19 protein-coding genes are annotated in these 18,381 nt (G+C 69.8%); 10 read left to right on the plus strand and 9 right to left on the minus strand.

The genetic code is table 11. From position 1 onward, the window contains the following. Positions 1–41 precede the first annotated feature (41 nt). Together AC1Z4A_RS00460 and AC1Z4A_RS00465 are read left to right on the plus strand one after the other, a co-directional pair. Positions 42–1,613, plus strand: coding sequence for an FAD-dependent monooxygenase (locus tag AC1Z4A_RS00460; protein WP_483675795.1), 1,572 nt, complete (start codon positions 42–44; stop codon positions 1,611–1,613). A 215-nt stretch (positions 1,614–1,828) separates the two neighbouring features. Beyond that, positions 1,829–2,962, plus strand: coding sequence for an ABC transporter substrate-binding protein (locus AC1Z4A_RS00465; RefSeq protein ID WP_483675796.1), 1,134 nt, complete (start codon positions 1,829–1,831; stop codon positions 2,960–2,962). A 224-nt stretch (positions 2,963–3,186) separates the two neighbouring features. Here AC1Z4A_RS00465 and AC1Z4A_RS00470 read toward each other — a convergent pair whose 3' ends face one another. Next, on the minus strand, positions 3,187–3,984 hold the full coding sequence (locus AC1Z4A_RS00470; RefSeq protein ID WP_483675797.1) for an aminoglycoside phosphotransferase family protein: 798 nt from the start codon (positions 3,982–3,984) through the stop codon (positions 3,187–3,189). Positions 3,985–4,242: 258 nt separating this feature from the next. On the opposite strand from AC1Z4A_RS00470, the gene AC1Z4A_RS00475 reads away from it, so the two are divergent. Together AC1Z4A_RS00475 and AC1Z4A_RS00480 are read left to right on the plus strand one after the other, a co-directional pair. Next, positions 4,243–4,905 carry a LysE family translocator gene (locus tag AC1Z4A_RS00475; protein ID WP_483675798.1) on the plus strand — a complete coding sequence of 221 codons (663 nt, stop codon included), beginning with the start codon at positions 4,243–4,245 and terminating at the stop codon, positions 4,903–4,905. A gap of 61 nt (positions 4,906–4,966) precedes the next feature. Then, a complete protein-coding gene (locus tag AC1Z4A_RS00480) occupies positions 4,967–5,623 on the plus strand; it encodes an HAD family hydrolase (RefSeq protein ID WP_483675799.1) in 657 nt (218 codons plus the stop codon). Between the two features lie 7 nt (positions 5,624–5,630). Here AC1Z4A_RS00480 and AC1Z4A_RS00485 read toward each other — a convergent pair whose 3' ends face one another. The 4 genes from AC1Z4A_RS00485 to AC1Z4A_RS00500 all read right to left on the minus strand — a co-directional run bounded on the left by AC1Z4A_RS00485 (position 5,631) and on the right by AC1Z4A_RS00500 (position 8,907). Then, the gene (locus AC1Z4A_RS00485; protein WP_483675800.1) at positions 5,631–6,497 is read right to left on the minus strand and encodes an FAD-dependent oxidoreductase; all 867 of its coding nucleotides are present in this window, start codon (positions 6,495–6,497) and stop codon (positions 5,631–5,633) included. Beyond that, a complete protein-coding gene (locus AC1Z4A_RS00490; protein WP_483675801.1) occupies positions 6,494–6,970 on the minus strand; it encodes an FAD-dependent oxidoreductase in 477 nt (158 codons plus the stop codon). The genes AC1Z4A_RS00485 and AC1Z4A_RS00490 overlap by 4 nt, the downstream gene beginning before the upstream one ends. Before the next feature lie 122 nt (positions 6,971–7,092). Beyond that, positions 7,093–7,728: a GNAT family N-acetyltransferase gene (locus AC1Z4A_RS00495; RefSeq protein ID WP_483675802.1), complete on the minus strand. Its 636-nt coding sequence runs from the start codon at positions 7,726–7,728 to the stop codon at positions 7,093–7,095. A 144-nt stretch (positions 7,729–7,872) separates the two neighbouring features. After that, positions 7,873–8,907, minus strand: coding sequence for a PucR family transcriptional regulator (locus AC1Z4A_RS00500; RefSeq protein WP_483675803.1), 1,035 nt, complete (start codon positions 8,905–8,907; stop codon positions 7,873–7,875). Between the two features lie 101 nt (positions 8,908–9,008). On the opposite strand from AC1Z4A_RS00500, the gene AC1Z4A_RS00505 reads away from it, so the two are divergent. Both AC1Z4A_RS00505 and AC1Z4A_RS00510 read left to right on the plus strand, forming a co-directional pair. Next, entirely contained in the window at positions 9,009–9,905 is an 897-nt protein-coding gene (locus AC1Z4A_RS00505) for an alpha/beta hydrolase (RefSeq protein ID WP_483683461.1), read from the plus strand. A gap of 92 nt (positions 9,906–9,997) precedes the next feature. Further along, positions 9,998–10,411 carry a cupin gene (locus tag AC1Z4A_RS00510; RefSeq protein WP_483675804.1) on the plus strand — a complete coding sequence of 138 codons (414 nt, stop codon included), beginning with the start codon at positions 9,998–10,000 and terminating at the stop codon, positions 10,409–10,411. Positions 10,412–10,977: 566 nt separating this feature from the next. On the opposite strand, the gene AC1Z4A_RS00515 is transcribed toward AC1Z4A_RS00510, so the two are convergent. Further along, positions 10,978–11,895: an endonuclease/exonuclease/phosphatase family protein gene (locus AC1Z4A_RS00515; RefSeq protein WP_483675805.1), complete on the minus strand. Its 918-nt coding sequence runs from the start codon at positions 11,893–11,895 to the stop codon at positions 10,978–10,980. Positions 11,896–12,160: 265 nt separating this feature from the next. Between AC1Z4A_RS00515 and AC1Z4A_RS00520 the strand changes: the two genes are divergently transcribed. Further along, positions 12,161–12,922 (plus strand): MerR family transcriptional regulator, encoded by a 762-nt coding sequence (locus AC1Z4A_RS00520; protein WP_483675806.1) that lies wholly within the window; start codon positions 12,161–12,163, stop codon positions 12,920–12,922. Between the two features lie 164 nt (positions 12,923–13,086). Here the strand turns inward: AC1Z4A_RS00520 and AC1Z4A_RS00525 are convergent, their stop codons facing one another. Next, positions 13,087–14,004, minus strand: a complete 918-nt coding sequence (locus tag AC1Z4A_RS00525; RefSeq protein ID WP_483675807.1) for an EamA family transporter — start codon at positions 14,002–14,004, stop codon at positions 13,087–13,089. Positions 14,005–14,118: 114 nt separating this feature from the next. On the opposite strand from AC1Z4A_RS00525, the gene AC1Z4A_RS00530 reads away from it, so the two are divergent. From AC1Z4A_RS00530 to AC1Z4A_RS00540, 3 genes are all read left to right on the plus strand, one after another. Then, positions 14,119–15,039 carry a LysR family transcriptional regulator gene (locus tag AC1Z4A_RS00530; protein WP_483675808.1) on the plus strand — a complete coding sequence of 307 codons (921 nt, stop codon included), beginning with the start codon at positions 14,119–14,121 and terminating at the stop codon, positions 15,037–15,039. Between the two features lie 206 nt (positions 15,040–15,245). Further along, positions 15,246–16,025 (plus strand): VOC family protein, encoded by a 780-nt coding sequence (locus AC1Z4A_RS00535; RefSeq protein ID WP_483675809.1) that lies wholly within the window; start codon positions 15,246–15,248, stop codon positions 16,023–16,025. Positions 16,026–16,185: 160 nt separating this feature from the next. Next, positions 16,186–16,965, plus strand: a complete 780-nt coding sequence (locus AC1Z4A_RS00540; RefSeq protein ID WP_483675810.1) for a DUF899 family protein — start codon at positions 16,186–16,188, stop codon at positions 16,963–16,965. Positions 16,966–17,020: 55 nt separating this feature from the next. On the opposite strand, the gene AC1Z4A_RS00545 is transcribed toward AC1Z4A_RS00540, so the two are convergent. Both AC1Z4A_RS00545 and AC1Z4A_RS00550 read right to left on the minus strand, forming a co-directional pair. Beyond that, entirely contained in the window at positions 17,021–17,389 is a 369-nt protein-coding gene (locus AC1Z4A_RS00545) for a MazG-like family protein (RefSeq protein WP_483675811.1), read from the minus strand. Positions 17,390–17,496: 107 nt separating this feature from the next. Then, the gene (locus tag AC1Z4A_RS00550; protein WP_483675812.1) at positions 17,497–18,015 is read right to left on the minus strand and encodes an NUDIX domain-containing protein; all 519 of its coding nucleotides are present in this window, start codon (positions 18,013–18,015) and stop codon (positions 17,497–17,499) included. Between the last annotated feature and the right edge of the window lie 366 nt (positions 18,016–18,381).

Raw genomic sequence — 18,381 nt, forward strand, 5'->3', positions numbered from 1 at the left:
CGAGCGCTCCGGCAGGCACAAGGCGAGCAGGAGAGGCTCGGGTGCCCGTAGCAGACGCCGAGGTGACGGTATTGATCGTCGGTGGTGGGCCGGTCGGGCTCACCGCCCGAGCGCTGCTGGAACGCTGGGGCGTGCGGGCATTACTGGTCGAGAAGCGCCGTGAGCTGTCTCCCTTTCCCCGGTCCCGGCTGGTCAACGTGCGCTCGATGGAGATCTTCCGCCGGCTCGGGCTTGCCGCCGAGATCACGGCCAACGCGTTCGCACCGGAGTACGGCCGTATCCGTTTCCGCGACACGCTGCTCGACCGTGACTTCGCCACAGCGGCAATGATCGGGGCCAACGCGCCGGTTCCCGAGAGCCCCGTGATCGGCGTGGTCACCTCGCAGGACCGTTTGGAACCCACCCTGCTCGCCGCAGCAGACGCCCCCATGCGGTTCGGTGTCGAACTCATCGACTTGGCCGAAGAAGCCGAAAGCGTCGTGGCCCTCCTCGTCGACCATCAACGCGGTGAAGAGACTCGCGTTCGCGCCCGCTACGTACTCGCTGCCGACGGCGCGAACTCCACCGTCCGGCAAAAGCTGGGAATCGGCACCACCGGCCCCGGAGCGATGGGGAGCTTCACCACCGTCGTATTCGACGCCGACCTCAATCACTGGTGCGCCCGCCAGCCCGCCGGGCTCTATTTCACCGCGCACGGACTGTTCGCCCCGCTCTACCCCGAAGGAGGCTGGGCCTGGTTCGTTCCCACACCCGAGGACGCCGCGCGCGCCGACTGGTCCGGCCTCCTCTCGCGCGCCCTCGGCCCCGGCGCCGACGTACGGGCCGACGTGCTGCGGGTTCAGCACTGGGTGATGAACGCGTTCGTCACCGAACGCTTCCGCCACGGCCGGATCCTGCTGGCCGGCGACGCCGCGCACGCGATTCCCATCACCGGCGGCCTCGGCATGAACGCCGGCATCGCCGATGTGCACAACCTGTGCTGGAAACTCGCGGGCGTTCTCCACGGGTGGGCCGAACCAAGCCTGTTGGAGACCTACGAGACGGAACGACAACCCGTCGCCCACCAGACTCTCCATCAGGCGGTGGGCAACGCGAAACTCATGCTCCAAGTACAGAACCGGCGCCGCGATCAGCTCCAGAGCGGCGAAACAGCGTCGACCCGGATCGAACTGCCCTGGTCTGACCGGTTCTTCGCCCAGCTCGGTCTCGTGCTCGGCGTCACCTACCGCTCCGATGCCGTCCTCACCGACAGCAGCGCTCCACACGCGGCGTCGGACACAGGCACGCATTACGTTCCTTCCACAGCACCAGGCCATCGCATGCCGCACCTCTGGCTCGCGCAGGACCGCTCGACGCTCGACGCCTTCGGCGAATGGTTCACCGTCCTCACTCCGGACCCCACCCGCTGGAAGCAACAAGCCACGGCGCCATGGCCGCTGCACATCGAGCCCCTTCCCGACGAGCACACCGACCTCTGCGGCATCCGCCCGCGCGGAGCACTGCTCATCCGACCCGACGGCCACATCGGCGCCCGCTGGCGCGACCGCCCACCGAGCGACTCCGCTCTCCACCACGCCCTCACCGCCATCACCCGCTCACGCAGCTGTTCCTGAGCCCCACTGCGTACCCGCGGCCACCGGCCGACACCGCGCGCCTGGTCCAGCCGCGTCTGGCCCAGCCTCCCCCCTGCGCCGTGCGGCCCTGTGACCTGCACAAACTGTTTTATTGAAAGTTTAAGTAGTGGAGGTCTAGGGTGTGTGGCACGACCTGTTCTTGAATTTTCAAGAGGTCGCACCCACACACGTGCCCACCCCACGAAGGAGTCGTTGTGAAGTCCCCCCGCAAGGCATGGGCCACCGCTGTCGCCCTCGGCGTGCTCGCCGCGAGCGGAGCCACCGTCGCCGCCGCCGGCCCCTCCGCTCCCCGCGCGTCGAAGGCGGCCGCGAGTGAGGACGAGCAGTTGCAGGCGCTGTACAAGGACGCCCTTGCCGAAGGAGGCCGGCTCGTCGTCTATGCCGGTGGTGACAAGCCGGGCCAGGCCGACTACCTCAAGAACGCATTCTTGAAGCAGTTCCCCAAGATGAAGGTCGACACCGTCGTCGACTTCAGCAAGAACCACGACGCGCGCCTCGACAACCAGATAGCCGAGCACAAAGTCGTGGCCGACGTCGTCCACCTCCAGACGCTGGACGACTTCCCCCGTTGGAAGAAGGAAGGAGCACTGGAGAAGTACAAGCCGGTCGGCTGGAACGAGGTCTACGACCAGATCAAGGACAAGGAGGGCTACTACACCGGCCTGTTCTTCATCGCCTTCGCGAACGTCACCGCCACCACGCTCGGCGACAACGCGCCCGTCGAGGCCAAGGACTTCCTCAAGCCCGAATTCAAGAACAAGCTCGTCTTCACCTACCCGAACGACGACGACGCCGTCCTGTACTACTTCAAGCAGCTCACCGACAAGTACGGCTTCGACTACCTGAAGAAGCTGCTCGCCCAGAACCCGAAGTTCGTGCGCGGCACCGCGGACGCCTCCGCCACGGTCGGCACCGACGGTTACGTGGCGAACTTCGGCAGCTCGGGCAGCTCCAGCGGCCTGTCGAAGACGAGCACCCCGGAGAAGTCGCCGTGGGTCGCGTGGCCGCAGACCGGCGCGATCCTCAAGGACGCCCCGCACAAGGCCGCGGCCAGGCTGTACATGAGCTGGCTCCTGTCGAAGCAGGGGCAGGAGGGCCGCTGGAGTGCCCGTACGGACGTCCCCACCCCGGCCGGGCGCAAGAACATCTTCGACTACGACAACATGAACCCGCTCGGCCTCGGCAAGTTCATGAGCGACCGCGCGGCGCTCGACCGCTTCAAGGCGCGCATCAACCTCTACGTCGGTGACGTCAAGGGCGCGAACCCGGCCGACCCCCAAGGCAAGCTCGGCCTGTACCCCGTCGACCAGAACGGCACTCAGGGCTGACCGGGTATTTCGTCCCGCCCGAAGCGCACCGCTGGACACGGGCCCGTGCCCGGCATCGCAAGTGGCTGGGCGGTTCACCGTCGTTGGCGACAAGGTGCGTCGGTTCGAAACCGGTCAGGCGTAGGCCGGCTGCGGGAACGCCCCGGAAAAAGCTCCCTCGGTCACCGATGAAAGACCCCAGCCGAGCTGGGGTCTTTCCGCTTCCTCGCATCGGTACGGGCCGGTTAAGGATAGGCGTTTTCGATCCATCGGGCATCGGTGAGATAGCGGCGATCGTGCCCTTCGGCGATGTGCCGGGTGAAGGCCGGGTGACCTGCTGCCGCCTGGGACTGCATCCATTCGACCAGCGCCCGCAGCCGTGCCGCTGCGGCTGCTGGAAGGGCGGACCGCTCCTCATCGGACAAGCCGTACGCATCGGCGAACAGGTTCAGTCGGCGCCGGGCCTCCGGCACCGCCAGCGTGAGATCGGCTTCGTCAGGCGCGTAGAGGGGGACGAACCGGTATGCCGTGTAGGCCGCATCCCACAGGCGGGGGCCGGGGTGGGCGGTGTCGAAGTCGATGAAGGCCACGGGGAGTTGGTTGCGGAAGACCGTGTTGTAGGTGGCCGCATCGCCATGGCAGATCACTTCCGCCGGCTCGCGCGCCGGCAGCTGCCAGACGTCCCCCGGCCTGTGCAGGAAGCCGGCCGAGGCATCGTGCAGGCCACGGAGCAGACGTGCCGCAGCGATCAGTGAAGCGTCGCTGCGTACCTGAGGCGCGGTGAAGTCGTGCCCGACGTCCCCCGGCACGAACTCGACAAGCTCCTCGGTGCCGTCCTGGCTCAACCCGTAGGGCTGCGGCGCTCCGGAGAATCCCGAGTCGGCCAGGTACGTGAGCAGGCGCTGCACGGTAGCGCTCCAGGGTCCCGCAGGACGGCGGACCAGGCCTCCTTCCCGGACGACCTGGTTGACTCCGCCGACCATCACTTCGCGATCTTCCACCGGAGCAGGGTAGCCAGCGTGGGCGCCCAGCACGAGGCGCACGACGCCGCTCCATGCCCGGTGGCCTGCAGAACCACAAGCCTGTGCGGGCGACGGGCCACCGGGGCATCGCACACCTCGCGCCGCACCACGAACCTCGCCGAAGGAGCCCCGGCATGACCGTCGCCAGATCACGCAAGCGCGCCCTGGCCCTGGCGGCAGTCACCGCCTTCGCCACCATCCTCCCGAACGCCGCCATTCCTGCCCGATTTCGGGCAGGAATATGGACGTTCCATGGTTCCCGACCTAGGGTGATCGCTCATGATCACCCTGGACGCAATAGGGACTTTCGCCCTGATAGTGGGGCTGCTCACGCTCACCCCCGGACTGGATACCGCACTCATCCTGCGTACCGCTGCGCTCGGGCACCGCCGTCGCGCCTGGGGCGTGGTCCTCGGCATACAGAGCGGCACTCTGGTCTGGGGTGTGCTCACCTCGCTGGGTGTGACCGCGCTGCTGACCGCGTCTCACCTCGCATACGAGACTCTCCGTTGGGTCGGAGCCGCCTACTTGGTGTGGATGGGCGGCAGGCTGCTGTGGGCCACCTGGGGCCGCCGCTCCTCGAGCGGGAGCCCGCAGACAGCGGAGGCCAAGGCCGAGACCAAAGCCAGGGCAGGCACAGGCGACACCCTGCTCGACGGCTGGCGCCAAGGGATCGTGACCAATCTCCTCAACCCGAAGATGGGCGCCTTCTACGTCGCGGTGCTCCCGCAGTTCATCCCCGCCGGCGCCTCGCACCTCGTAGCAGGCGTGCTCCTGGCAGGTGTGCACATCCTCCTGGGCGTCGTCTGGGCCTGCGTGCTGATCGCCTTTGCGTACGTGCTCCGAGACCGTCTGCAACGGCCCTCGGCCCGCCGCTTCCTCGACCGCATCACCGGCACGGTCATCGCCGCCTTCGGCATCCGGCTCGCGCTCGGTCAGTGAGACACCGGGCGACACAACGGGCCACCACCCCGCGCATCACCCGAAGTGAGAGGACATCTGCATGCACTCGCTCCCCGCCAGTGCCGAGGCCGTGGTCTTCGACTGCGACGGCCTGCTGGTCGACACCGAAGCCTGCTGGACCGTGGCGGAAACGGCCATCTTCGCGGCGCACGGCCATCCCTTCGGTCCCGAGCAGAAGGCCCTGGTCATCGGCCGCACTGTGGAGGCCGCCGGAGAGGCCATGGCCCAGTACCTCGGTCGCCCCGGCGCCGGTGCCGAACTCGCCGCCGAACTCCTCGAAAGGGTCCGCAAGGAGCTGTCCCGAGGCGCCGCAGCCCTCCCCGGGGCGGCAGAGCTGGTGCGTGCCTGCCGGGCAGCCGTCCCCGTCGCCGTAGCCAGCAACAGCCCCCGGGAACTACTGGACGCGGCACTGTGGTCGGCCGGCCTCGCCGACTGCTTCACCCACTCGTTCGCCGCCGACGAAGTGCGCTCCCCCAAGCCCGCACCGGAGCTGTACCTCACGGCATGCAAAGCACTCGGTGTGGCCCCGAGACGTTCCGTCGCCTTCGAGGACTCGGCCACGGGCATCGCCTCGGCGCGTGCCGCCGGACTCTACGTCGCGGTCGTACCGTCCCTTTCAGGGACCGGCCTCGACCACGACTGGCTGGGTACCAGCCTGGCCGAACCCGAATTGCAGGCCTGGGCCGGGGAACTGTGACCTGACGCTACCGGCCGATGTCCAGCAGGTGCGGCAGGCCCAGCCGCCACCGCGCCTTGTCCACTTCCCTGGCCAGGGCGAACTCCGGTGCTTCGTACCCCTTGAACGTGCGCACCTCGGCGCGGGGCGGGCCGCCCGCGGCCGCCAGCACTCCGGCGGCCGCCCGGCGGCCCGCCTCGTTCGCGGTCTCCATCGACGCGAAGTCGATGTTGCTGTACGTGCGGACCCAGTCCCCGGCCAGGAAGAGGTTGCCGATGCCCGTCACGGCCTCCGGGCGCAGGTCCCAGGAACCGGCGGTGTTCAGCAGGAACAGGTCGTCGTTGCGCAGCCCGTTGCCGTCCCGGGTGATCGCCTCGTCCAGGTACCAGGAGTGCAGCAGGGAGTCGCCGAGGACGGAGGCCCCGAGGTGGGCCCGCATCTGGGCCCACACCTCGCGGGCGACCTCCGCGCGGGTGCACTGCCGGGCCGGCTTGCCGTAGAGGATGCCCGGGGTGTCCCAGTCGGAGATGTCCACGGACAGCGACTCCTGGGCCTGTCCGTCGCCCCAGGTGCGGGCGAAGGGGGCGCGCCAGAGCTTGGACTGGCTGATCGAAACCAGTTTCCAGGGCGAGTCGACGTGGGCGACGTGGCCCGCGATGACCCGCGCGGGGCGGCGCAGGAAGAACTGGATGCCGTTGCACCAGGTCTGCTGGAGCCCGTCCATCGCCGCCAGCCGCTGATCGGCCGCGCGCAGCGCGCCGTTCCACAGACGGGTGGCGCGGTCGGAGGGCACGGCCACCACGAACCAGTCCGCGTCGATGCGTTCGGTCCCGCCCCGTGCGGTACGCGCGACCGCCCACGCGATGCGGCCCGCCGTCGTTTCCAGCCGCTTCACGGAACGGCCGTAGGCGAAGCGCACGCCGAGCGAACGCAGGTGGGCGACCCAGGGGTCGATCCAGCGCGGGCGTACTCGACCCGGGTCACGGCGGTGAGGTTGTCCTGCACGGTCCTGCCGCCGGCGAGCGGAATGCGCCGGAGCGTGTCCGGGAGGTTGTGGTAGAAGCCGAAGACGCCGCGGTGACCGTGCTCGCCGGGCAGGTCGCGGCGGCCGCCGGTGCCGCTGTGCGGAACGTACAGCGAGCGTGCCTTGCCGCCGGGGACGGAGCGGCACTCGTAGACCGTCACTTCGAAGCCCCGCTCGGCGAGTTCGTGCGCCGCCGTCAGCCCGGTGACCCCGGCGCCGAGCACGGCCACCCGCCGCCCGCCGCGCCCCTCGGCCGCCGCGCGCCGACTGCCTGCGAGGCCCAGACCGGCTGCGCCGGCCACCGCCCCGCCGACCAGCACCGGCGCCGGGGAACTCCCACCCACTTCTCTGTCTCGGCCATGTCCCCTCCACCCCTGTGGCCGCTGTGGTCGGGGACGACGCTAGGGCGGGCACCTTGCGGGCGGAGCGGGGTCGACGTCGGGTCCACCGAACGGGTTGCAGCCGATCAGGGCACGGAGGGCAAGCCATCCCATCGTGAGAACCTGGGGCCTTTTCGCGTGGCCAAGCGCATGGTGAGCAGTTCTTTTGCGATAGGCCATTCGTGGGCCAGGAGGGAGTAACAGGCGGTGTCCCGCCATGAGCCGTCTCGGCGTCGGTGGTGGCGCCGCAGCAGTCCTTCCTGGGTGGCTCTGATGTGTTCCAGGGCCGCTCGTGCCCGGTGGTTCTCTGCGTCGGTGGTCCAGCAGACGCGCCCGACGTGCAGGCGCTCGAAGGCGTAGGTCAGCTGCAGCAGGCGGGTTTCGACGTTCACCACAGTGCCCCAGTAAGTGCGGCCGTACCAGGTCCAGGCGATCTCCAGGCGTTCGTCCTGGGGGCTCATGTCGATGAAGCTGGTGGTGCCGACGATTCTCCGGTCCCGCACGGATGTCACGGCGAAGGCGAGGCGTTGCCCCGCCGCTTGCTCGGCGAGTGCGGTCTCGATCCAGTGCTGCATGTCCCTCTCGGTGCGAGGCGTGGGGTGGAGGAGCCACTGCCACACCTGCTCGTCCTTGCCTACGCGGAACAGCTGAGGCGCATGTTCGCGAGCCAGTGGTTCAAGGCGCACATGGATGCCGTCGAGCCTGGCAGGCGCTGAGAACATCGTCCGTCCTCCGAGTGATGTACCTCGCCTCAGCAGAACACGGCTTCGGGCAAATCTCATGTCGGCCGCGGCCTCGGGCTCCTTTTCAGCAACGGCGAGAAGCGCGGCTCGTCCTCCTGCCCCCACGCCGGGGGTGCAGCGTGCTCAGTCGTCGAGCAGCCGCCATGCGGTGAGGGCGAGTCTGGCCCGTATCAGTCCGGTGGGCTCGGTGAGTTCGATGCCCAGCGTCTTTCCGATCTGTTCGAGTCGGCGGGCGACGCTGCTGTGGTGCAGGTGGAGGGAGTCAGCGGCCCGGCGCAGGGAGCCGGTGGCGCAGTAGGCGTCCAGAGTTTCCAGGTCTTCCGGGGTGTCGGCCATCCGGGCGATCGCGGATACGTCGGCATTGGCTCGCGCGGCGTCCTGGGGTATCTGTGCGAGCAGCGCCAACGCCCCCAGGTGCTCGTAGTGGACGACCGGCTGGCGTGAGGTGGTGAAGCGCAGGGCGGTGCGGGCTTCCCGCCAGGATTGCTCGGGGCTTTCGGCGGCACCGATGCCTGCGCGTACGCCTGCCGGGAACCGGGCCGGGTCCACGGTGGTGGCCAGGATGACACCCACGTCGGCGAGGGGTGCCGCCTTCACCGGGCGGGACGGGCAGATCAGGCCGCCTACCTGGTCGAGCGGAAGCCGTGACCGTACGGCGACGGCGCGGACCGGTAGGCCGGCGGCAAAGCCCAGGAGCCGTAGCGCGCGGGCTCTGGCCGCCTCGTCGCTGTCGGCGCTGATCACCAATTCGACGAGGGCTGGGTCGGCCATGGTGGTGCGCGCCGGGCCGTACTTCTCAACGACCGCCGCGACGGCGATCGCGAGCCGGTCCAGCAGCAGTTCGTCGAGAAGGCCGGGCGGACCAGGGTGCTCGAGCCACACCGCGCCGATCTCCTCGTCGTCGAAGGTGACCGGCACCGTGATGGACGCTGGTGACGGCGGGGCGGGCGCTTCCTTGCCGTCGGGCGCCATACGGATCGCCCGCCCCGTGCCGTGGAGCCGGATCCCGGCCACGCACTCGGCCAGGCCGGCCGAGGCCCGGGCGAGCGCCGGGAGATCCACCCTTCGGCGCATCAGCGTGTCGTAGAACATGACGACGCGGATCGCGCCTCCGACCTGCGGATCCAGTTGTGACAGCCGTACGGCCAGAACCTCCATGGCAGGAGGATAAGCGCCGATCGGTGCGTGATCCGGTCGCGATGCCCGACAGATGGCGGATGAACTCGGGAGTGGCCGTCGCGAGGATGGTCGGCATGGATATGGATCCCGAACTCGAAGCATTCATCCCGTTGTTCCCCCCGGCCGAGCTGAGCGACCCGGTCACCGACCGCAAGAACCTTGCCGCCTTGGCCGCCGCGGTGCCGGCACCCGACACCACGGGTCTGGAGATCGAGGACCGCACGATAGCCGCCGATCCGGATGTCGCGGTGCGGATCTATCGCCCGCACCGGGCGCAGGGCGCCGTCATCTGGCTGCACGGCGGCGGATTCGTCATGGGTGACCTCGACACCGAACACCCGTGGGCCGCCCGGATCGCCACCGACTCCGGCGCGGTGGTGATCTCGGTGGGCTACCGCCTGGCCCCCGAGCACCGGTTCCCGGCCGCCCTGGACGACGCCTACGCCGTGCTGGCCTGGACGGCCGAGCACGCGGCCGAGCTCGGCATCGACCCGGGGCGGATCGCGGTCGGCGGTCACAGCGCCGGCGGCGGGCTCGCGGCCGCGGTGGCGTTGCGGGCGCGTGACCAGCAGGGGCCGCCGATCTGCTTCCAGCTGCTCAACCAGCCCGGGCTCGACGACCGGCAGGAGACGTGGTCGGCGCGGCACTTCACCGACACGCCCTGGGTGAATCGCGACAAGGTCTCCGCAATGTGGCGGCACTACCTGGGCTCCGCGCCCGCCTCGCTGTACGCCGCACCGGCGCGGGCAACCGATCTGTCCGGCCTGCCGCCCGCCTACATCGCCACCGCGGAGTTCTGTCCGAACCGCGACGAAGACATCGACTACGCGGCGCGCCTGCTGCAGGCGGGCGTGTCGGTCGAGCTGCACCAGTGGCCCGGCACGTTCCACGGGTCGCAGGCGATCCTGTCCGCCGAGGTGTCCCAGCGACAGATCGCCGAACTCTCCGCGGCGCTGCGCCGCGCCCTGGCCAGGTGACGGGGGGCGTGGTACGGCCGACCGTTCCGGCCCGCCGTACCACGCCCCTTCCGAACCCGAATGAAAACCCACCGCAGAAAGGACGTCTCGGCATGACTGCCACCCCGATCGATCTCTTCACCTCCTCAATCCACCTTCGCCAAGGCGGCCAGGCACACGCCGAGCCGCGAAAGTTCGACACCGAGCAGGACGACTGGCAGTTGATGGGCTTCCGTGCGGAGACCGACGCCGACTGCCACGCCGATCACTGGGAAGTCCACCCCGAAGCGGAGGAAGTCGTGGCCTGCCTCACCGGCGGGATACGCCTCTACTTCCGTCCGGAGCAGCCGGGAGAGAAGGAAGAGGAGATCAAGCTGGGAGCCGGGGCCGCGGCTATCGTGCCGCGCGGACGATGGCACCGCATGGAGTTGGACGCCCCCAGCGACATCATGGCCGTCGGCGTGGCGCGAGGCACCCATCTCGAGGAGCGGCTGCAGGCTCCCGACCGGACGACGTCGCCCGGGTAGAGACGACCGGGCAGCGCCGGAACGGCGATGTCGTCCTGAGCGGTGGCGTCCGGGGGGACATCACCGCTCTCCGTCCGCACCGGCCCGTGTGCGCGCAGTACGGCCACGGTACGGGGGTCCGTGGTTCGGGCGTCACCGGATGCCTCGAGCGGATGCCTCAAGCTGAACGGCGCTCGTGCTGCCTCGGAGGCCGGAGGTGAGGCAGTCCGTCGGCAGTTGCCGGGGCGGGGCGGCCACGGTCCGCCGTACCTGGTGCCCTGCGCCGCGTCCTTCGGTGACCCGGCCTGATTGCAGGGCGAACAGGACGCCCGCGGCACGGACCGTACGCCTGCACCGCTACCGCCCTTGACTACCCCCGGCCGCGGGGCCGCCACCCGGCGCCTCGAAGCGCGCCTTCCGCGCGCACCTGCCCGGACGCGCACCCCCACGCGCCGAACGCCCCCGCCCCGCCGGATGCCACCTGTTGCTACGGCCGGATGAGGTCTCGAAGCACGCCGGGCAGGAAGTGCGAGACGAGTCCTCGTCGAGCTGAAACGAAGAGGAGCGACGGGGAAGGGTGTTCAGGCTCACGCCCCGTCGTTGACGGAGACCTTGACGGAACCGACCAGAACCCGGTGATCGGAGCAGAGCGCGCCACCGCACTTGTCCGGGGCGAGGGAGTCGGCCGAGTACGGGCCTGCGATCTTGTCCTCGCGGGCGAAGATGAAGTCGATCTTCTCTCCGGTGCCGCACGGGCCGAGGTTGTTGGGATCGGTTTTACTGACGGTCGTCTCCCCATAGCCGACGCAGTTCGCCGGGTCGTTGTCGTCGAGTTCGTGGTAGTGCCCGGTGTTGCGGTCGTTGTTGGGTGTGTTCACGCCCGCCGAGTAGAAGTCGTCCATCCGGCCCCAGTTCGGCTGCATGTTGAAGTCACCGGCGACGATGACCGTGTCACCCTTGCCGTGGTAGTCCTCCAGCCGTTCGCGTACATAGTCGGCCTGGGGCTTCCGGAAGTCGTCCACATAGGTCAGATGCGTGGCGCAGAACCTCATGTGCGGACTGTCCTTCAAAGCCGCGCACAGAAGCTTGCGCTTCTCCTGCTTGCCGTCGTCGGGAAGCGTGAACCGGTCCGCGGGGCCCAGGGGCCGCTTGCTGAAGATTGCGATGCCCTCCTCCTCGCCTCCGCATACCGAGTGCCCGGCGGGATAGGCGCCCTCGAAGCGCGCGAAATTCGTGCCGTCCGCCGGCCAGCCGGAGTCGCGGAGGGTTTTCTCCAGCGCCCGGTACTGGCTCGCGCACAGTTCATTGAGGGCGACGAAGTCGGCGTTGCGGTTGCGGATGGACTTGGCGGCCGCGCCGACCATGCCGTTCGTGGTCGAGTTGTGGTTCATCGCATCGCCGGCCACGTTCCACTGCCAGATGGTGTAGGTGGTCGTGCTCTCCGTGGCCGCCGCCGCGGAGGCGGGCAAGGACAGGCTCGCCCATGCGAGAACAGCCGTTATCAAGGCTCTCAACGTGCGCATCTTTCCCCCAGTCAGGTCAAAGTTGATCAAGACATCATGTTCCATCACGCAAGTGGGGTCAGTGCCCGGAATGTGACGAGAACCATGCGCCGCGCGGTCCGGCCGTAGCCGTCGTCGGTGTGCTCGCAGGGGGGCGGGTCGAGGGAACCTGAATTCCGGGGTTGAAGCTGCCGCTGCGGCAGTCTCTACCGTTCTGAGCAGGGCCGGAGAGGCCGGCCCGGCGGAAATGTTCGTGAGGGAGGCGGCAATGGCGTGGCCGACTGCGGAAGTCGCGCGGATGTCGGGCGTAACGGCCCGGACGTTGCGGCATTACGACGAGATCGGACTGCTGCCGCCGGCGTGGATCGGCACCAACGGGTACCGCTATTACGAGGAGCAGCAGCTGCTGCGGCTGCAGCAGATTCTCGTGCTGCGGGAACTCGGTGTGGGCCTGCCCGAGATCGGCCGGATCCTGGCCGAGCAGGTCGACGAGCTGGAAGCCCTGCGCGGGCACCGCGACCGGCTGCTGGCCGAGCGGGACCGGCTCGACGCCCTGGCCACGACCGTCTCCCGCACGATCGCCGAACTGGCGCAGTCCAGGAAGGACGGCATCCCCATGACCAGCATCAACCGACCGGAGAACCTGTTCGAGGGCGTCCGGCCCGCCGTATACGAGGAGAGTATGCGCGATTTCCCCGAGCTGGCCGAGGACAACCGGCGGCGCATCTCGGCGATGAGCGAGGCCGAGATCGAGGCGGCGCACCGCCGGCGGACCGCGCAGATGATTCGTCTGGCCGAGCTCATGGTCGCTGATCTGCCCGCCGACGCAGACCAAGTGCAGGCCGAGGTCGACGCCCTGTACCGGGCACTGACCGAACGGCGTGCCGTCTCCGCCGAGGAGTTCCGGGCGCTCGGACGCTCCTGCGTGGACAACGAGCCGTGGCACGCGGCCTACGATGCAATCGCGCCGGGCCTGGCCGCCTATCAGCGGGACGCCATCGAGGCGTACGCAACGGCCATGCTGAGCTGATCCGGACCGAGCCGCCGCCACGGGTGCGGGGGGCACCCGGCGGCGGCCCCTTGCCAGCCCGCCTGGCGAGACGTACGACCGCATCCCGGGGACGTACACCGTCCCCGGGATCCCGTACGCCTGGCAGGCAGGAACGCTCGATCCCGACCCGGCGACACAGCTTCCTACGGCTGATCGGCCGTACTGGGGACGCGAGCAATGCCGGCATTCGAGGGCCGCACCCGGGCCGGTGCGGCCGGGCGGGATGTGAGCGCCACTCCCCCGACCAGGAGCGCCGCAGCGCACCAACGGAGGGGCCCGACCGGCTCGTTGAGGAGCAGTGCCGCCGAGGACATGCCGAAGACGGGCACGAGCAGGCTGAACGGCGCCACGGTGGAGGCCGGGTGGTGGCGGAGCAGATGCCCCCACGCGCCGAAGCCGAAGACCGTGCTGACCCAGGCCACGTAGACGATCGCGCCCGCCCCGCTCCAGTCCAGCGAGCGCAGGGCGGCCAGGTCGCGGTCCGGGCCCTCGAAGAGGAAGGAGAGGGCGAGCAGCGGCAGCACGGGGACGGTCGACACCCACACCATGAAGTTGAGCGGGTCGGGCGGGGCGGCCCGGCGGGTCAGCACGTTGGACACCCCCCAGCAGGCGGCCGCGGCGACCGTCAGCGAGAAGCCGAGCAGCGGGCCGCCGGCGCCCTGGTCGACCGCCGCCAGTACGACGCCGGACAGCGCGACCGCCATCCCGAACATCTTGGTGCGGGTGGGCCATTCACCGAGGAACAGCAGTGCGGCGACCGCGGTGAACACCGCCTGGGCCTGGAGCACCAGCGACGACAGGCCCGCGGGCATGCCTTCGCTCATCCCGATGAACAGCAGCCCGAACTTGGCCACGCCGAGGACGAGTCCGACACCCACCACCCACTTCCAGGCCACCTTGGGGCGGCCGACCAGGAACACCGCGGGCACCGCGGCCACCAGGAAGCGCAGGGCGGAAAAGAGGAGCGGCGGGAAGTGGCCGAGCCCGACGTCGATGACGACGAAGTTGACCCCCCAGACGGCGGCGACGAGCACGGCGAGTGCGATGTGTGTGGGACGCATGCGTCGATGATCATCGGAGGGAAGCATTAGCACCAGCGCGGATTTCTTCATCGACGGATTAAGATCTGCTCATTCATCCGTCGGTACGGGCGGGGACCAGGGAGGGATACCGACATGTTCGATCTGGCCCGGCTGCGCGCGCTGCACGCCGTCGCCGTCCACGGCTCGATCGCGGGCGCCGCGGCCGCGCTCGGCTACACGCCGTCTGCCGTCTCGCAGCAGATCACCAAGCTGGAGCGGGAGACCCGCACCACCCTGCTGGAGCGACGCGGCCGCGGCGTCACCCTCACCGAGGACGCCCGCCAACTCGCAGGGACCGCACGGGAATTGCTGACGATCATGGAACGGGCGCAGACACAGCTGGAGGAGCGCAGAGGGCGGCCCAGCGGACGGCTGGACATCGGGGCGTTCCCCACCGCGGCGCGCGGACTGCTGCCCGCCGTCCTCGGCGCGCTGGCCCGGGCCCATCCGGACCTCGACGTCCGGCTCAGCGAGATCGACCCGCACCTGTCCGTCGACCTCGTCGCCAAGGGCGTCATCGACCTGGCCGTCGCCCACGACTGGGACATCGCCCCGCTGCCCGCCCCCGACGGCGTCGAGCATGCCGTCATCGGCGAGGACCACTGCGACCTGCTGGTCCCGGCGGACCACCGGCTCGCCGGGCGCGCCGCGGTGCGCCGCTCCGAGCTGGCCCGCGAGCCGTGGGTCTGCCAGCCGCCGGGATCGGTCTGCTACGACTGGCTGGTGCGCACGCTGCGCGCGGCCGGCTGTGAGCCCGATGTGCGCCACCGGGCCGCCGAGGTCCACACCCAGCTCGCCCTGGTGGCCGAGGGCCTCGGCGTCGCCCTCATCCCGCGGCTGGGCCGGGGTCCGCTCCCGGCCGGTGTGGTCGCGGTGCGGCTCGACCCCGTGCCGGCCCGCAGGTTGTACGCGCTGTGGCGGGCCGGCACCGCAGGCCGTCCCGCGGTCACGGCGGCAGTGGCGGAGCTGCGGGCCCGCTGGGCGGACGTCGAGGCGGCCGGAGGCGGGGAATAGAACCTACGGCCGGAGGGACACCTTCAGCACCTCCCGCGCCCGGCCGATGCGCCGATCAGGGGGCGGCGCGCACACGGAAGGGGCCATGCCCCGGAGTGCCACGCCGTTGTCAGTGCCCGGTGCCAGACTTGGGGCCGGGTCGGAGGAGGGTACCGCATCGTGCGGTGGCCGGTCCCGACAAGGATTCGTCGAAGGGGCAATCGAACATGCTCAGCACCGGCTTCTTGACCGGCTCCCCCAACTGGATCGACCTCGGGAGTCCCGACACGGCGGCGTCCGCCGCCTTCTACGCCGACGTCCTCGGTTGGGCCGTGCGGTCCGGAGGCCAGGACGCCGGGGGCTACGGCTTCTTCCAGAAGGACGGCAAGACCGTCGCGGGCATCGGCCCGCTGACGGAGGAGAACGCGAGCCCGTCCTGGACGGTCTACTTCCAGTCGCCCGACGCCGACGCCACCGCCAAGGCGGTCGAGGAGGGTGGCGGCAGCGTGCGGCAGGCTCCGTTCGACGTCATGAACGCCGGGCGGATGGGCTTGTTCACCGACCCGGGCGGGGCCGACTTCGCAGTCTGGCAGCCGGCCGCCGTCAAGGGCCTGGAGCTGACGTCCGAGCCCGGCGCACTGTTCTGGACCGAGCTGCACACGGCCGACCCCGCCGCGGCCCACGCCTTCTACCGCGGCCTGTTCGGCTGGCGTGCCCTGGAGACGGAGATCCCGGGCATGACGTACACGATCCTGTCCACGGCCGAGGGCAGGCAGGAGGACGCGTCCTTCGGCGGCATCGCCCCGCTCCGGCAGGAGGCCGAGGAAGCGCGCTGGGTGCCGTATCTGCTGGTGGAGGACACCGACGCGGTGGCCGCCAAGGTGGCCGAGTGCGGCGGTTCGGTGCTCATGCCGCCCGAGGACATCCCGCAGGTCGGCCGGATCGCCTGGCTCGCCGACCCGTTCGACGCGGCCTTCGCGGTGATCAAGCCGGAGCCGCAGGGCTGACGCGGGCACGGGGCGGGCGGCCCCCGCGGTCGGCCCGCCCGCCCCATGGTCACCCTGATGACCCCGGCGGGTCGCCCGCCATGAGTTCCGGCCGGGTCACGGGGCTGTTTTGGTGACCGTCGTAGGACGCTGCCCGGCACGAGACACCACGGAGGACACCATGACGACCACGCCGGACGACCCGACCAGCACGCTGCCCGGCCGACCGCCCGCGGTCGACCTGGCCAGCTGGCAGACCGCCCGTGACGAGCTGCTGGTCCGCGAGAAGGCCCACACCCATGAGGGCGACGCCATCGCCGCGGCCCGACGCCGGCTGCCGATGGTGGAGTTCGACGGGATGGCCGAGGTCGTCGGACCCGACGGCCCGGTCCCGTTCCTGGACCTGTTCCAGGGCCGTGACGAACTCGTGGTCTACAAGCACATGTGGTACGACGGCGCTCCGCACCAGGGGCAGTGCGAGGGCTGCACCACCACGGCCTGGCACGTGAAGGACGCGGTCTACCTCAACGCCCGCGGCGTCTCGTTCGCCGTCCTGACCACGGGCCGTTGGGACGAGGTGGCCTCCTACGTCGAGTTCATGGGCTACACCCAGCCCTGGTACTCGGTGCGCGACGTGGACGCGCCGGTCGGCGGCGACATGGGTTACATCACCTGCTTCCTGCGCGACGGCGACCGCGTGTTCCTCACCTACTCCACGACGGGGCGCGGCAACGAGCGGGTCAACGGGTCCCTCGGACTGCTCGACATGATGCCCTACGGCCGCGGCGAGGCGTGGGAGGACAACCCCGAGGGCTGGCCCGAGGGGCACAGCCCGTGCTGGTACTGGCGCTCGGACGCGGACGGGAACGCCACCTGGGGCCCGACCAGCCGCCCCGTGCCGCAGTGGACCCGCCCCGGCGTGACCCCCGTGGAAACCCTCGGCCGGCACTGCCACCGCTGACGCGCCCTCGTCGACGGCGTCGGCAGAGGTGTCAGGTGCCGGGCGGAAGCTCCGCTCACCAGCCGCTCTCCGCTCGCACGTGCTGCTCCCACCGCCGTTCGATGCGCTCAAGGTGTTCGTTGAACGCCCTACCCGGGTCGTCGGTCAGCGTCGCGAGCGTCACCATCGCGGTCAGGACCACGTCGCACGCCTCCTGCACCACGTCCTCCTCGGTGTGGGAGGTCCCCTTGCGTGGGTTCCAGCCCTTGGCGCCGATGATGGCCTGCGCCAGCTCGCCCAGCTCCTCCTGCGTTTTGGCCAGGCGCAGCAGCAGCGTCATGTCCTGCGGGAGGTTCCGGCGCTCGTCGGTGAACCGCTTGATGCGGTGGACGGTCTCCCAGAGGTCCTCAGCCGAGTGTTCGCCCTCCCTGAGATAGAGGTGCACGCGCCATTGCGCAGATGTAGACAGCGAACGTCAGGGCGCATGCCCGGTACGACGGGAGCAGCGGCGTCTGCTCCTCGATCGTGCTCTGCAGGTGCGTACTCACCAGGTCACGGCGCCTTCCCTTTCCTGACCGTCTTCAACTCGAGGTAGGCGGGCACGCCGGTCTCGCGAGCGCGCATGACGGCAGCCAGGCGTTCCCACTCCGTCGCGTTCATGGTCTCGGCCCACTCGCTCATCGACCGTACGGCGTACTGGTCGTGCTCGTCGGGGTCGAGACGGATCTTGCTGATGTCGTCGTCGGTGAGCCGGCCTCCGTCGAAGCAGAACCCGACCTTTGCCACCGGCCACTCGCCCGGCCTCTTCCAGAACGCCGCCAGCAGCCGTGGTTCGCCGGTGAAGCGGATGCCCGTCTCCTCCCAGCACTCTCGCACGGCGGTCTCGAACGGTGATTCCCCTTCGGTATCGGTGTTGCCACCGGGCCACTGCCAGACGCCCAGAGCGGCCGGGACCGAGCAGCGCAGCTGGAGAGGACGGTTGTCGGTGTCGGTGAAGAAGAAGCATGCGAACTGGGCGTGCATCGGCAGCGACTTCACGTACTGCTCCGGCGGCACCCACTGCGTCGCCATGATGGTTCCCCCCTGTAGATTTCTGGGGACGCGGCGCCGGATTTAAGGCGCTCGGTTGCCAACCGGGCCACCAGCCAAAAGGTCACGCGCTACCCGCCGGAATGGCCGGAACACGCATGGCAGCGGCAGGAACCGGATGCGCCTGCGGGTGCAGCGGCGCACCATGGGCATGACTCACCCGCACGTGCGGAGAGGAGGTGCCGTAATGTCCGAGCGCATCGTGATCCATCACGGCCGGTACGAGCACTACGACGGCGACGAATACTGAAGGCACCGCCCCGGGCGCGGACTTGTTCCGCGCCCAGCTGCGCCCCGTCGGACAGGCCGTCCTGAATGGCCTTCCTCTCCTCAGCGAATCCCCCACGC

This window comes from Streptomyces sp. 17_S59, from assembly GCF_056930295.1.